The sequence below is a fragment of the Gardnerella sp. DNF00476 genome, assembly GCF_049262735.1.
In the GTDB taxonomy this organism is placed as follows: domain Bacteria; phylum Actinomycetota; class Actinomycetes; order Actinomycetales; family Bifidobacteriaceae; genus Bifidobacterium; species Bifidobacterium vaginale.
Map to the genome: position 1 here is coordinate 993,925 of NZ_CP058401.1, position 14,028 is coordinate 1,007,952.

Sequence of the window (14,028 nt, forward strand, 5' to 3'; positions counted from 1 at the left end):
AGTGGTGGGGTGTCGGCGTGTTGCGTGTGTGGGTTGTGTGGAATGTTGATTTTTCAATGGTTTTATAGTGTTAGTGTTCTTGTCTGAGTAGTTTCCTGAGAAAAGTCTGGGAAAATTCTTTAAAAACCTTGAAATAATGTGTTTTTACGGTTTTATTAGTGTTAATCCGCAAATATTATGGTGAAAATAGTTTTTATTGTGGATTAGTTTGTGTGTGACATTATTTTTTTCTGTTTGTTTTATGTGGTTGCCTCTTGACTTTTTTAAACGGGGGGGGGGGTATGTTAATAACAGCTGCTAGCTAGATGCTCTAGATGGTGGTTATCCGCAATGTTTTGAATGTTGTTGGATGTTTAAGATTTTTCTTCGTGTACCTGCGCGGAGGAGAAGAAGAAAGGAAATTAAAATGATGAATAAGAAGGCTATCGCCGCTTTCGCTGCTGGCGCAACTTTGCTTGCCGGCTTCGCAATGGCAACCCCAGCAATGGCTGCAAAAGTTCCTGCTACTGATACTGAGCGTACTCAGTTAGCTCAAGAGGCAGAACAGCGTGGACTTGGTTTTGTAGCAAATAATATTCGCACCTCTAAAACAAGCTCTTACCAAGAGCTTAAAGCCATGTTGCAAAAAGCTGAGGATGAACAAGACGCTGCAGAATCTCACCGTCTTCTTGATTATCCAAACGATACATTGAATAATTCTTCTGCTGAGGGCGTTGCTGCTGAAGCTCGTAAGCGTGGTATTGCGAATCCTACGGTAGATGAGTTCCAGCCTGATTTGCTTGCTCAGTATGCTGGTACTCGTGCTGAGAAGCTTGGTAAGGCATACAATGATTTGCTTGATGGCAAGATTACTGAGGCTCAGTATCAGGCTGTGAAGAAGGCTGTGTTTGGTAGCAGCGAGTACACTGAGGATTCATTGGATTCAAAGCAGGACGACAAGCAGGCTCCTAAGAAGGATGATAAGAAGGACGATACTACCACTCCTGATCAGAAGATCAAGGATCTTGGTAAGTTGAACTTGTCTGATGCTGCTAAGAAGAAGCTTGCTGTTCATTACGTGTATAAGGCTAAGCTTGCTTTGGATGAGGCTGATAATAATCTTGCTGAGAAGAAGGCTGATTATGCTGCTAAGAGGAAGACTCTTCTTGAGACTATGACTGAGCTTGCTGCTCGTAAGGCTGCTGCTGAGAAGGCTAACCAGGATTTGACTGATTTCTTGGCTTCTGGTGAGAATAATTCTGCTAAGGAAACTGCTCTTCGTGATGCTTTGAACCGTGCTCATGCTCATGAGCAGCGTGCTTTTGATGCTGAGCAGAAGGCTGAAGCTGAGTTTAATGCTGCTCGTGATGCTGCTTTCGCTGCTGTTGCTGCTTATAACAAGGCTTTGGCTGAGTATAAGGATGCTTATAATGATGCGGTTCGTTTGGGTGTGAATCCTGCTGCTCTTCCTCCTGTTGTGACTTCTGATCCTTTGGCTGCTGATTTCCCAGCTGTTCCTGGTACGAAGCAGATTTATGCTGATGCTTTGAATGGTAAGTTTGGTCCTGCTGCTCAGGCTTCTGCTAAGAAGACTGAGGTTGCTAAGGCTCAGTCTGCTGCTGGTAAGGCTGCTGCTAAGGGTGAGCTTGCTGCTAAGGGTGGCAATGGTCATGGTAAGTCTGGCGAGAAGCTTGGTAATGCTGGTGTTGGTGTTGCTTTGACTGCTTTGGCTGCTTCTATGCTTGCTGGTATGGGTGCTGCTGTTCGCAAGATGCGTCACTAAGCATTATTTACCACCTTATTTAGGGTTTGCGCTCAACGACTGGTGTGGTGTTTTGTAGGGAAGCATCACACTGGTTTATTCCCGATTCTCTTTGGTTTTATTGTTTTAACATTGGTTTGCTATTGTTTTTCTTTTCTTCCCAGTGTTGATTCGTTTAGCTTGTTGGGTTTTGGGTGTTGAGTGTTGTTGCTTTCGGTTTTGTTTGCTACTAGGGGCTTTCAAAACCGGAAGCATTTTTTTTGTGTTTGTTTATTTTTGCCAGTGTTTGTAGTTATATTTGCTTAAATAGGGAACAAATGCGGGAGGATTAGTCACCCTAAAACTGCTGCGATTAACGCAATACAAATCGGACTCGTAACCGTAGAAAACAGGATTCCATCGCGCGCAAAACTCAAGCCAACATTGTATCTTGCAGCGTAATTGTACACGTTTTGACCAGTCGGCAGCGCCGCCAGCACAACACACGCGTAAAGAGTGGCACCTCGGAAACCCATAACAAAATAAGCCAATAAAAACGCAATAATTGGCATAATCAAGTTTTTCAGAATAGCAACAGTCGCAATAGCAGCACGATTAGAATCTTTTTGTAGCGGCTTGCTGCCGTAAAGTGACATTCCAAAAGCCATTAAAATCATAGGAACCGCTGAATCGCCAATCATTTTAATCGGGTCATAAAGAAAATTCGGAACAGGAAAATAGCCAATTTTTGCGGAAATTGCCGAAATAATAATTCCTCCAAGTGAACCAATTAAAAGTGGTTGTTTAAGCGGCTGTTGAGCAATGCGTTTAAGCGAGCACTTTCCAGTAGTTGTAACGTCTAAAACCGTTAGTCCCACAGGCGTAAAAACAGCTTGCTGCATAACTAAAATCGGTGCAACAAGCGCGGGATTTCCAAGAATATAAGTTGCAACAGGCAAGCCAATGTTGTTTGAGTTTAAGTAAAGCGAGTTAAGCGCGCCAATTGTGCAATCTGCCGCAGGAAGACGGAAAAACAGGCGATTAAGCAGAATAAATGCAACGCCAACAATCATTGCGGAGAAAAACGCAACAAAAATTGACGAGTGGAAAATCTCAAAAATTGGCTCTTTTGCAAGTATTGCAAACATTAAACAAGGACTTGAAACAAAAAAGCTTACGCGATTAAGCACCATTTGTGCTTGCGATCCGCCGATGCGAAGACGCGCGGTTACGTACCCTGCGGCAATGACGATGCCAATTACGCAAAAGCCTTGCATAGCACTGATTAAACCCATGAAAACGATTTTAGCGCTGATTTTTGGATTGTGGGTAATGCGCAATCGACTTTTATTGGCGTATGTTATTTGACGTTGCAATATGGCATACTAGAAAACGGTGGCGCTGCAAGCCGCCAGAGCATTCGACGGCGTCGATCCCCTCACGTGATTTTCACGCATGATTTTGGGCGAGGCTGGTGTCCGCTGTCGTGCAGCTAGACTTTATTGATAGCCTTAGGGGTGGCTCGCATAAGCGTGTGCATTCTTCAGGCTAAGAGCGCGAAACTATTGCAGAGCTTCGCTAGGAGCATAGTGCCCAGAGTAACACGAGAAGGCTTCACCGTGCCCGAAGCCAATAATGATAAAAATGAAGATAAAAATCTTTCATTCGTAGCAGCAAATTCAAGCGCGAACGAATCTACTAACGCAGCTGACGAGCAAAGATCAGCAGCTGCTTCAACTGTTACATCACCCGTTACAGCAGGTGTTGTCAATGTGGTTTCAGGTTCGCAAGACGCAGCGTCAAGCACAAGACGCAGGCGTGCTGGAAGACGCGTTGTAAGAGTTGCAGGAGCAGCTGGCGAATCGATGAAACTACACGTACAAGGCGGAAACGATTACGATACACGCTCTGAGGAAACTGAATCTGAAAGTGTTGTTGAGCACCAAACTCCTGTAAGGCCGATAACATCGCTACTTTTTCAGGAGCCTGTTTTACCTCATCGTTTGCCTGAAAACAATAGTCGTATGCGCGATTTAGATTACGACGATGATGCAAATGAAAGCGATAGAGAAAACAGTCGAGATGATTTAGACAAAGATAATAGTCGCAGTTCACGAAAGTTGCGTAAAACGCGTTCTGGCAGGAATGACAGGAAGAATCGCAATGAAGACGAGGATTTAAGTAGAGTACGTAGTCGCAAAAATCGCAATAATCGTAACAATTTTGACGATAACTATGATTCTGAATCTGAAGATGATACGCGTGTTATTCGTGTGCGCTCCAGAGTAAATCGTGCAGATCGTGCAGATCGTTCTGATCACGCGAATCGATCCAATCGTGCAAATCCTGAAGATTTAAACGAAAATGATAATAGAAGCGATAGCAGAATAAGTAGAAATAATCGAGATTATCTGGATAAGGATAGCTTGGATAAGTCTAACCTTGATAAAGATAATTTTGATAAAGCTAACCTTGACAAAGATAATGGTGACAAATATAGCGAGAATAACAATAATGGTCGTAAGAATCGTGACAATCAGGATAATTACGATGATCAAAATCATAGAAAGTCACGCAAGAATCGCAGACTAAACGCTGCCGAAAGACGCGCCGCCGCAGAAGTCGAGCAAATAGAAGAAGACCTTGAATACGACGACATAGTTTATTCTCCAATCGATGATGTAATTGACGAAAGAATTGAAAATAGTGTTGAGTCAGATAATGATGTAGATTCTGAATCAACCCGCAAGTATGCAAAAACTTCTGATTTAGAAAATAATGATGATGAAGACGGAGAAATGATAACCCGTCGTCGCCGTCGTCGCAGACCGTCTCGCGCAGATAAGGAAGATAGGACAGATAGGGCAGATAAGTCTGATAGATCAAGCCGTAGAACAACATCCGACCTATCTTCGGATGATTCTTCATACGCTGACGATTATGACATAAACGAAATAGAAGTTTCTCAAGAAGACCGCGATTTAATTCCAGATCCAGACGAGTTGCGATCTCAAGATGACGAGGAAGTGTACACTCGTCGTCGCCGTCGTCGCAGGTCGAAATCTTCTGACGATTCGTCTCAAAGTTCCTCAAGTTCGCAAAGTTCGCAAAATTCACAAAGCACACAATCGCGTTTTGTGTCAATAGACTCCGATTCGTCTAGTCGAAGATCTAGAAAACAGCAGTATATTGATGAGATTACGGATATTGAAGGTTCTACGCGACTTGAAGCCAAAAAGCAGCGTCGTCGTGACAATCGCAGGGAGCGTAATCGCCAAAACTTGCTTATGGAGCAAGACTTTTTGGCAAGGCGTGAAAACGTTGACCGACTTATGGTTGTGCGTGAACGCGATCGTCACACGCAAATTTCTGTAATCGAAGACAATATTCTTGTAGAACACTATGTTTCTGATATTCAAGAAGTTGCAACAGTAGGAAATATTTACCTTGGTCGTGTACAAAATGTGCTGCCAAGCATGGAGGCTGCATTCGTAGACATTGGTCAAGCCCGAAACGGCGTGCTTTACGCTGGCGAAGTCAACTGGGATACAACACGATTAGAAGGACAGCCGCGAAGAATGGAGCTTGCGTTTAAGGCAGGAGACCCTGTTTTAGTGCAGGTTACTAAGGACCCTATAGGCCATAAGGGTGCGCGACTAACATCTCAAGTAACGCTTGCTGGTAGGTTCCTTGTGCTTGTTCCGTCTGGAGCTATGACGGGCGTAAGTCGCAAGCTATCCGACCGTGAACGCAGCCGACTTCGCGCAATCGTAAGCAAAATCGCGCCTAAAGACATGGGCATAATCATTAGAACCGCCGCAGATGGTGCTAGTGAAGATGCGATTGAAAAAGACCTTGAATCGCTTGTAAAACAGTGGGAACGAATCGAAGCGAAGCGAGAAGAGTTCTTGCATGGCAAGCGGCCAAAGCTTTTGCAAGGCGAGCCAGATGTGGCTATTCGTGTTGTTCGAGACATATTTAACGATGACTTCCAAAAGATGATTGTGGAAGGCAAGGGCGCGTATGACCGCATTTGTGAATACTTGGAGATGATGGCTCCTGATTTGCGCAGCAAGATTGAGTATTGGGATCCTGCTGAGCATGAAGGTAAAGACGTGTTCGACAAGTGGCAAATCGACAGCCAGCTTAGAAAGGGCATGGAACGCCAAGTTTATCTTCCTGCAGGCGGTTCGATTGTTATTGACCGCACGGAGGCAATGACAACGATTGACGTAAACACGGGTCGTTTTATTGGTCGCGGTAAGTCTTTGGAAGAAACTGTGACTCGCTGCAATTTGGAAGCTTCCGAGGAGATTGCGCGTCAGCTGCGACTTCGCGATATTGGCGGCATGGTTATGATTGATTACGTTGACATGGTTATGCCAGCGAACCGCGATCTTGTTTTGCGCCGTCTTGTTGAGTGTCTTGCGCGCGACCGCACAAAGCATCAGGTTGCGGAGGTTACATCTCTTGGTCTCGTCCAAATGACTCGTAAGCGCGTTGGACAGGGTTTGGTCGAGGCGTTTTCGGAGGAGTGCCCGACTTGCAAGGGTCGTGGGTTTATTCTTCACGACGAGCCGACTGTGTCTTCGGAGTATGCGGATCCTTACGCGCTTAAGGGCGGTGATCCGTTTATTAAAACCAATAAGCATGGTCATGGAAGTATTGCGGACCCTATGCCTGTGGTTAAGCAGGAGTCCAGTGCGGATGTTCGCGCCAAATTAGCGCGTATTGCTGCCGCTGCAGCGTCGTCGGCTTTCTTGGAGGAGTCTTTGCGCAAAAGTGACGAAAAAGACGGTAACGATAATAAAGACGATAACAATAATGATGTGAATGCTGTAGATGCAGATGACGTTGCTAATAATGGCGATGCAGGCGATAGTGTTGTTGACGGTGTTGACAGTGTTGATGAATCTTCGGTTGCTGGCGACTTTTCTGCAGTAGATGCGAGTAATGAATCTGCAGAAAGCAGTGAAGAATCGCAGGTAGTCGGGAAAATTGAGGAATCTGATGATTCGCAAGAATCTCAAGAATCCACAGAAAGCTCTCAAGAATCTAGTGAAAACTAAAAAATAGACGCAAAGTATACGGCTCGAGTACAATAATGTCTATTGCTTATTTCGACTTTATGAATTAAGACTTGACGTTAGTACAGGGGTCGGTGTAATTTTGATAGTCGGTGTCTTGCCGCAGGTTCAACGCTGCGCGTGAGGCAATAGTAAAGCTTTCAATTTAGCTAAGGAACGAATTATGTACGCGATTGTGAAGGCCGGTGGCCATCAAGAGAAGGTTGAGGTTGGAGACGCCATCCTCGTAAACCGTCTCGATGCAAAGAAGGGCGATACCGTGGAATTCCCGGTCGCGCTCGTTGTTGACGGTGCTAAGGTGACCTTAAGCGCTAAGGATCTTGCAAAGATCACAGTTAAGGCAGAAGTTCTTAACGACGAAGCTAAGGGTCCAAAGATTAGCATTATGAAGTATAAGAACAAGACTGGCGTGGCTCGCCGCAAGGGTCATCGTCAGAAGTTGACTCTCGTCAAGATCACGGCCATCGCCTGATTGACGGTGTTATAAACCTGAAAGGACAGCAAGATGGCACATAAGAAGGGTGCGTCTAGCTCGCGCAACGGTCGCGACTCACAGGCGCAATATCTTGGCGTTAAGAAGTTCGGTGGAGAAGCTGTTGTGGCTGGAAACATTATTGTTCGCCAGCGCGGCACCAAGTTCCATGCAGGACAGAACGTTGCTTTGGGTAAGGATCACACGCTGTACGCTTTGGTGGACGGCAATGTGAAGTTCGGCATTCGTCGCGATCGCAAGGTTGTAGACGTAGTTACCGCCTGAGTAACTCATTAATCTTCTAGCCGCACCCCGTTCGGTGCGGCTTTTTTGTTTTTGCAAATCTGGCGAGTATTGACGTTTTTTGTTGTTGATTTTGGCGTTTTGAGCTACAAAATCGGGAAATGATCTTGTGTTTGTTTCCAAGATCGACCAAAACGTAAACAAACGCAGGCAAATCTGGCGAGTATTGAGCATCAAGTAAGGTAAAAGTTATGAGCGATTTTGTAGATCGAGTAACGGTACACGTTAAAGGCGGCGACGGCGGCAACGGATCCGCAGGCGTGCGCAGAGAAAAATACAAGCCACTTGCAGGTCCAAATGGCGGAAATGGCGGAAATGGCGGAAGCGTTATATTCGTAGCCGATCGCAACGCTAACAGCCTACTCGACTACCGATTCATGCCACATCGCGTAGCGCAGAGTGGCACAATGGGTTTAGGTGATACAAAGGACGGCTCCAAAGGAGAAGACCTTATGTTGCCAGTGCCAGTCGGAACCGTAATTTTTGAGGCGAAGGGTGCATCGGGCGCGCAAAAAAAGCCAGGCAACGTTTTGGCTGATTTGCAACATGTAGGCGACACATTCGTAGTCGCAGCAGGAGGTGCTGGAGGCCTTGGAAACGCCGCTCTTGCCAATAAAACTCGCCGCGCTCCAGGTTTTGCACTACTAGGCGAACCTGGCGAAGAACGAGACGTAATCCTAGAACTAAAGTCGATAGCAGACGTCGCGCTAGTGGGCTTCCCGTCTGCAGGAAAGTCAAGTCTTGTAGCTTCAATCAGCGCTGCAAAACCAAAAATCGCAGATTATCCGTTTACAACGCTTGTTCCAAACCTTGGTGTGGTCAGCTTTGGTGAATACCGCTACACAATCGCAGACGTGCCAGGATTGATCCCAGGAGCTTCCGAAGGAAAAGGGCTTGGGCTAGAATTTTTGCGCCACATTGAGCGCACGGAAATAATCGCCCACGTAATCGACTGCGCAACGCTTGAACCCAATCGCGATCCAATCAGCGATTATAAGGCTTTGGAACACGAGCTTTCGCAATACGCAAACAAGTTGGATTTGCCGCTTGGAGCAATTCCGATTCCAGAGCGTCCGCGAATTATTGTGCTAAACAAGATTGATGTGCCAGAGGCAAAAGAGTTGGCAGAATTTGTGCGAAGCGACTTTGAAAAAATGGGCTTTCCAGTTTTTGAGATTTCTACTGCGTCTCACGAAGGCTTGAAAGAGCTTGGTTTTGCGCTTGGAAAGATGGTGGCTAGTATGCGCGAAAAGCTTGCTGAGCAAGAGGCAGCGCGAGAAGAAGAGCGAGTTGTTATTCAGCCGCTTGAACAGCCAGCATTGAGACGACGCAGAGATGATGGCCGCGGAAGTGCTAGCGACTTTACAATCGAGCGCGAAGAAGACAAAAATGGCGACTTCTGGTTTACTGTTACGGGCGCTAAGCCAGAGCGTTGGGTTGTGCAAACAAACTTCGACAACGACGAGGCAGTTGGCTATTTGGCGGATCGCTTAGCAAAACTTGGTGTGGAAGACGAGTTGCGCAAGAAGGGTGCACGTCCAGGAGACGAGATTAGGATTGGTCGCGGAAACCGCATGGTTTGCTTCGACTGGGATCCAAGCATTGCAGCAGGTGCGGAAGGTTTGGACGGCGCTAGCTTGGGTGCGCGTGGAAAAGACTTGCGACTTGAAGCAAATGACCCTAGAGGTGCAAGGCGCACGAATGCGGAGCGCAGACGCGATTATCACATGATGATGGATGCAAAGAGCGCTGTGAGAGATGCGATGATGGCGGAGCGAAAGCAAGGTCATTGGGCAGATCCATCGGTAGATGACGACAAACACGATGAGCAGAGTTTATTTGGACGTGGTGAGTAAATGATTAATAAGGCAGTTGAGCCTACCGAAGATGAGATTCGGCGTTCAATTAGCAATGCGAACACAATAGTCGTAAAAGTTGGCTCTAGCTCGCTTACAGACTTATCTGGTCATTTAGACGTGCAAAAATTACGTGCTCTTGTTACGGCTATTAGCCGTGCTCAAATGTCTGGAGCTAATGTAGTTTTAGTATCTTCTGGTGCTATCGCAGCGGGATTTGGACTACTTGGTTTTAATGAACGTCCTAAAGATGTGCCTACTCAGCAAGCAACAGCATCAGTTGGACAAGGCTTGCTCATGTACCAATATGAGTCAGCATTTGCGGAATTCGGCATAAGAGTAGGGCAAATGCTACTAACGGCAGACGTTACTATAAGTCCTTCGCGTTACCGTAATGCCCAACGCACAATGCTTAGGCTGCTGGAATTAGGCGTTGTGCCAATCGTAAACGAAAACGACGCTCTGTCTAGCAACGAAATACGTTTTGGTGATAACGATAGGCTTGCGGCGCTTGTGGCGAACATTGTGCGAGCAGATGCGCTGGTTCTTTTAACAGATGTTGACGCGCTTTACACGGCTCCGCCTAGCGAACCAGATGCTAAGCGGATTAGTTTTGTTCCAGATGTTACGCGCGCGCTAGACGATGTTAAAGTTGGCTCCAGCATTTCGGGTGTAGGCACAGGCGGAATGATAACCAAAATGGATGCGGCGCACGTTGCTGCTGTTTCTGGAATCCCAACGCTTTTGACATGTGCTAGTAACGCGGAGGACGCACTATCGGGGAAAGCCGTTGGAACCGTGTTCGCGCCACTAAATTCGCGCGCGTCTTCCAGAAGACTTTGGATTGGTTTTGCGTCTAATCCGCATGGCTCGATTATTGTAGATTCTGGTGCAGCTGCAGCCGTTCGAGGAGGGAAAGCAAGCCTGTTGGCTGCTGGAATCGTAGGGGTTGCTGGCGACTTTTCTGCAAGTGATCCAGTGTGGATTGATGACGAGCATGGCAATCATTTAGCCAAAGGGCTAGTTGCATTTGATTCAGATGAGATACCGCAGGTAATGGGGCTTACAACAGATGATTTAGAGGCGACTTTGGGGCGGCAATACGCGCATCCTGTGGTGCATCGCGATAATCTTGTGCTTTTATAGCATTTGCTTGCTTTTGCGTTTTTCTTACCTACTGTTGCGAGAGGGCTGGCTAATTCTTGTCTCACAACGCTCCGCCTATTACGTGTAGTCTAGAGTTGCGGTTGTTCCGTTTTGGCTTTGATTTTGTTTTTTGGTTGAAGTTTATTTGTAGTGGTTGATCATTGGATTATTTGGTATCGGCTGCCGCTCTTATACTGTTCGACCAAGAATCACCCAGCCCTCTTACATGCTTGAGCAATTGTGTATAGCTTAATCACCGAGATTCTCGATTTTTCTTGCTCTCTCGGCGAGTCACCACCTTTCGGCGCTGAGGCTCACCTCGCTCGCGGCAAAAAATCTCGAATCTCTACATCACTTGGTGCATTTTCGGGAAATAACGTGTAATGGTTACACTGTAGAGTATGGCAGAAAATATCGCAGCAAATATGGCAGAAAACGAGTTGCAAATCGCAGCAAATGCATCAAACTCTCAATGGCGCTCTATGAGCAATCGCATTAACAAAGTGGCACCGAGTGCAACGCTTGCTGTAGATGGCAAAGCAAAAGCAATGAAAGCCGCAGGAATCGACGTTATTAGCTTCGGCGCAGGCGAACCTGATTTTCCAACGCCGCTCTACATTGTTGAAGCCGCAGCTGCCGCATGCAAAGACCCAAAAAACTACAAGTACACGGCTACGGCTGGTCTTCCAGAGCTTCGCGAGGCGATTGCGCGCAAAGTCAAGCGCGATTCTGGCTACGATGTTTCCCTAAATCAAGTTGTTGTAACGAATGGCGGCAAACAAGCTGTTTACGAAGCATGCCAGATTTTGTTAAACGATGGCGATGAAGTTATAATCCCAGCGCCATATTGGACAAGCTACCCAGAGGCAGTAAAACTTGCAGGTGGTGTGCCTGTGCCTGTTATGTCTGGCGCGGATCGCGGTTTTGAGCCAGATATTGAGGCGATTGAGGCGGCTCGTACCCCACGCACGCGTGCGATTATTGTAACTTCGCCTTCTAATCCAACAGGCGCTATTTGGAGCGCACAAACGATTCGCGCGATTGGCGAATGGGCTGTAAAACACCATATTTGGGTGCTTTCCGACGAGATTTACGAGCACTTGCATTACGACGGCGTAAAAACGTCGTATATTGGCGTAGAAGTGCCAGAAGTGCGCGACCAGCTGCTTGTTTTGAACGGTGTTGCTAAAACGTACGCAATGCCAGGTTGGCGTGTTGGCTGGATGGTTGCGCCGCTTGATGTCGCAAAAGCTGCGATTAAGCTTCAAAGCCACATGACGTCTAACGTTTCCAATATTTCACAGCGAGCAGCTCTTGCAGCGGTTGGTGGGACCTTAGATGAAGTTGCAAAAATGCGTGATTCCTTCGATGCTCGTCGCAAGGCTATTGTGCAGGCGTTAAACGATATTGATGGCGTGACTTGCCCTCTTTCGCACGGAGCTTTCTACGCGTTTGCAAACGTTGAGGCACTACTTGATCGCCCGATGGGCAAGGATTCTAAGATTCCAGGCACGTCGTCTGTGCTTGCGCAAATGCTTCTTGATGAAGCGCATGTTGCCGCTGTTCCTGGAGAGGCTTTTGGTGCGCCTGGCCACTTGCGATTCTCGTGTGCTTTAGCAGACAGTCAGCTTGCCGAAGGTATGAGGCGTATGAAGCAGTGGATTGAAGGCGGCAGCGCGTTTTAAAGGCGCCAGCGCGTTGTTTACGCGCGCAAAAGTCGCCAGCAACCGCGCGTTTAGCGACACTCGCTAATCATAATAAAACCCTTAAATCTTGCCCTTCCGCTAACATATCTATTTGGCGGTTTTGCCAAGTCAATCTTTTTAAGGTATGATTAGCAAGTTCACCTAGGGATGTGGCGCAATTGGTAGCGCAACGGTCTCCAAAACCGTAGGTTGTGGGTTCGAGTCCCGCCGTCCCTGCCAGTTTTATTGTTAACAATTTTCAAACGAAGGATTCAAGCATGGCCAAGGCAAAAGAGAAGAAGCCGAATTTGTTCATGCGTATTGGCATGTTCATTAAGCAAACTATTGATGAGACTCGCAAAGTCGTTGCTCCTCACGGCAAGGAATTGTTTGCTTGGTCAGCTTCCGTGTTTATTTTTGTTATTTTCTTGATGGTTTTCGTCACTGTTATGGACTTCGGTTTGGGTAAGTCTGTTATGTGGCTGTTTGGCTGATTTCAACGAATTTTGAGGGTGTGCGAATATGACTGACGAGTTGAATCTCGAAAATGTTGATTCTGTGAATGATCTTGCGGATTTTGACGCAGCTGATATTTCGGTTGATGCTGCAAATGTTGAGAACGCAGATGCTGCAGATACTGTTGTCGTAGAAGATGCTTCTGAAAATAGTGAAAACGTAGCTGGTGAGACCGAGTCTCCTGCTGAGCCTGCTGAAACGGTTGCTGGCGATTCTTCCGCTGCGCAAGAAGTTGATCCTACAGATGCTGGTGCTGCCGCTGTTGCGGAATTCTCTAAGACTTTGCGCACTCTTGAAGGCAAGTGGTACGTTCTCCACACCTATTCTGGCTACGAGAAGCGCGTTAAAACTAACGTTGAATCTCGTGTACAAAGCTTTGGTTTGGAAGATAAGATTTTCCAGATTGAAGTGCCAATGGAAGAGGTTGAAAAGCACACCGACAAGGGTAAGAAGGTTATTACCCGCGTTCGCGTCCCGGGATATGTGCTTATTCGTATGTGGCCAGATGAGAATGCTCGTCGTATTGTGCGCGAAACTGAAGGCGTTACTGGTTTTGTTGGCCCATCTAAGGAGCCTGCTCCTCTTAGCCGTAAGGAAGTTATCGATATGATGGCTCCTATGATTGCGTCTGAGGCTTTGAAGAAGGCTGGAGATAAGCCTGCTGCGGCTCGTAAGCGTACCGTTGAGGTGGCTTACAAGGTTGGCGATCAAGTTACAGTTACCGATGGCCCATTTGCGACTATGGCTGCCGTGGTATCGGATGTGGATCCTACAACGCAGAAGCTTACGGTTCTTGTTTCTATCTTCGGTCGCGAAACTCCTGTGGAGCTTGGATTTAACCAGGTAGAGCCTATTGTTTGATTTTTAATGCGCGTTTTGTGATTGTTGCGCGTATCTGATTTTATCAGTGCATAAGTCGGGGTGTGGTGTTTGCTGCATCCCGACTTTTGTTTTGTTTTTTTTTGGGGGGGGGGGGAATAATCCGTAATTTTGTAATGTAATTTTTTATAATTTAATCAAAAACCCCGAGCTATTAACCCGGGGTTATGAAAGAGAAGAGAAGAAGAGAGGTTCAGTTATTGGTTCTTGCAAATCATTCGTTATGTTGATTTGCTTTTTCCTTGATGTCTCTATAATAGGCATCCTTTACTTAAGACAAAGATGTTATTGCCTGTGAATTACCTGAAAATCTTGTAAAAAATCTCTACGTTTCGCCATTTTTGTGTATATTTTTTTATTTTTC

At 46.5% G+C, this 14,028-nt stretch carries 10 protein-coding genes and 1 tRNA gene; 10 read left to right on the forward strand and 1 reads right to left on the reverse strand.

Annotated features, from left to right (window positions below):
- Positions 1-406: 406 nt before the first annotated feature.
- Entirely contained in the window at positions 407-1,762 is a 1,356-nt protein-coding gene (locus tag HXT25_RS03965; protein ID WP_422118701.1) for a hypothetical protein, read from the forward strand.
- A gap of 311 nt (positions 1,763-2,073) precedes the next feature.
- Here HXT25_RS03965 and HXT25_RS03970 read toward each other — a convergent pair whose 3' ends face one another.
- Positions 2,074-3,015: an AEC family transporter gene (locus HXT25_RS03970; RefSeq protein WP_004115958.1), complete on the reverse strand. Its 942-nt coding sequence runs from the start codon at positions 3,013-3,015 to the stop codon at positions 2,074-2,076.
- A gap of 324 nt (positions 3,016-3,339) precedes the next feature.
- Here HXT25_RS03970 and HXT25_RS03975 point away from each other — a divergent pair, with 324 nt between their 5' ends.
- The 9 genes from HXT25_RS03975 to nusG all read left to right on the forward strand — a co-directional run bounded on the left by HXT25_RS03975 (position 3,340) and on the right by nusG (position 13,646).
- The gene (locus tag HXT25_RS03975) at positions 3,340-6,789 is read left to right on the forward strand and encodes an Rne/Rng family ribonuclease (RefSeq protein ID WP_422118837.1); all 3,450 of its coding nucleotides are present in this window, start codon (positions 3,340-3,342) and stop codon (positions 6,787-6,789) included.
- A gap of 181 nt (positions 6,790-6,970) precedes the next feature.
- On the forward strand, positions 6,971-7,279 hold the full coding sequence (rplU, locus tag HXT25_RS03980) for a 50S ribosomal protein L21 (protein WP_004111933.1): 309 nt from the start codon (positions 6,971-6,973) through the stop codon (positions 7,277-7,279).
- Between the two features lie 33 nt (positions 7,280-7,312).
- The gene (gene rpmA, locus HXT25_RS03985; protein ID WP_004106248.1) at positions 7,313-7,564 is read left to right on the forward strand and encodes a 50S ribosomal protein L27; all 252 of its coding nucleotides are present in this window, start codon (positions 7,313-7,315) and stop codon (positions 7,562-7,564) included.
- 209 nt (positions 7,565-7,773) lie between these two features.
- Positions 7,774-9,438 carry a GTPase ObgE gene (obgE, locus tag HXT25_RS03990; protein ID WP_004111934.1) on the forward strand — a complete coding sequence of 555 codons (1,665 nt, stop codon included), beginning with the start codon at positions 7,774-7,776 and terminating at the stop codon, positions 9,436-9,438.
- Positions 9,439-10,584, forward strand: a complete 1,146-nt coding sequence (gene proB, locus HXT25_RS03995) for a glutamate 5-kinase (RefSeq protein WP_004575022.1) — start codon at positions 9,439-9,441, stop codon at positions 10,582-10,584.
- Between the two features lie 425 nt (positions 10,585-11,009).
- On the forward strand, positions 11,010-12,269 hold the full coding sequence (locus HXT25_RS04000; protein WP_415699158.1) for a pyridoxal phosphate-dependent aminotransferase: 1,260 nt from the start codon (positions 11,010-11,012) through the stop codon (positions 12,267-12,269).
- Positions 12,270-12,433: 164 nt separating this feature from the next.
- Positions 12,434-12,509, forward strand: a tRNA-Trp gene (locus HXT25_RS04005).
- Between the two features lie 38 nt (positions 12,510-12,547).
- A complete protein-coding gene (gene secE, locus HXT25_RS04010; protein ID WP_004111941.1) occupies positions 12,548-12,763 on the forward strand; it encodes a preprotein translocase subunit SecE in 216 nt (71 codons plus the stop codon).
- A 28-nt stretch (positions 12,764-12,791) separates the two neighbouring features.
- The gene (gene nusG / locus HXT25_RS04015) at positions 12,792-13,646 is read left to right on the forward strand and encodes a transcription termination/antitermination protein NusG (RefSeq protein ID WP_004118345.1); all 855 of its coding nucleotides are present in this window, start codon (positions 12,792-12,794) and stop codon (positions 13,644-13,646) included.
- Positions 13,647-14,028 lie beyond the last annotated feature (382 nt).

What these genes read in the sequence shown, in the direction of transcription:
- HXT25_RS03965 (WP_422118701.1), top strand. Translation starts at nt 407, where the DNA reads ATGATGAATAAGAAGGCTATCGCCGCTTTCGCTGCTGGCGCAACTTTG.
- HXT25_RS03970 (WP_004115958.1), bottom strand. Translation starts at nt 3,015, where the DNA reads ATGGGTTTAATCAGTGCTATGCAAGGCTTTTGCGTAATTGGCATCGTC.
- rplU (WP_004111933.1), top strand. Translation starts at nt 6,971, where the DNA reads ATGTACGCGATTGTGAAGGCCGGTGGCCATCAAGAGAAGGTTGAGGTT.
- rpmA (WP_004106248.1), top strand. Translation starts at nt 7,313, where the DNA reads ATGGCACATAAGAAGGGTGCGTCTAGCTCGCGCAACGGTCGCGACTCA.
- obgE (WP_004111934.1), top strand. Translation starts at nt 7,774, where the DNA reads ATGAGCGATTTTGTAGATCGAGTAACGGTACACGTTAAAGGCGGCGAC.
- proB (WP_004575022.1), top strand. Translation starts at nt 9,439, where the DNA reads ATGATTAATAAGGCAGTTGAGCCTACCGAAGATGAGATTCGGCGTTCA.
- HXT25_RS04000 (WP_415699158.1), top strand. Translation starts at nt 11,010, where the DNA reads ATGGCAGAAAACGAGTTGCAAATCGCAGCAAATGCATCAAACTCTCAA.
- secE (WP_004111941.1), top strand. Translation starts at nt 12,548, where the DNA reads ATGGCCAAGGCAAAAGAGAAGAAGCCGAATTTGTTCATGCGTATTGGC.
- nusG (WP_004118345.1), top strand. Translation starts at nt 12,792, where the DNA reads ATGACTGACGAGTTGAATCTCGAAAATGTTGATTCTGTGAATGATCTT.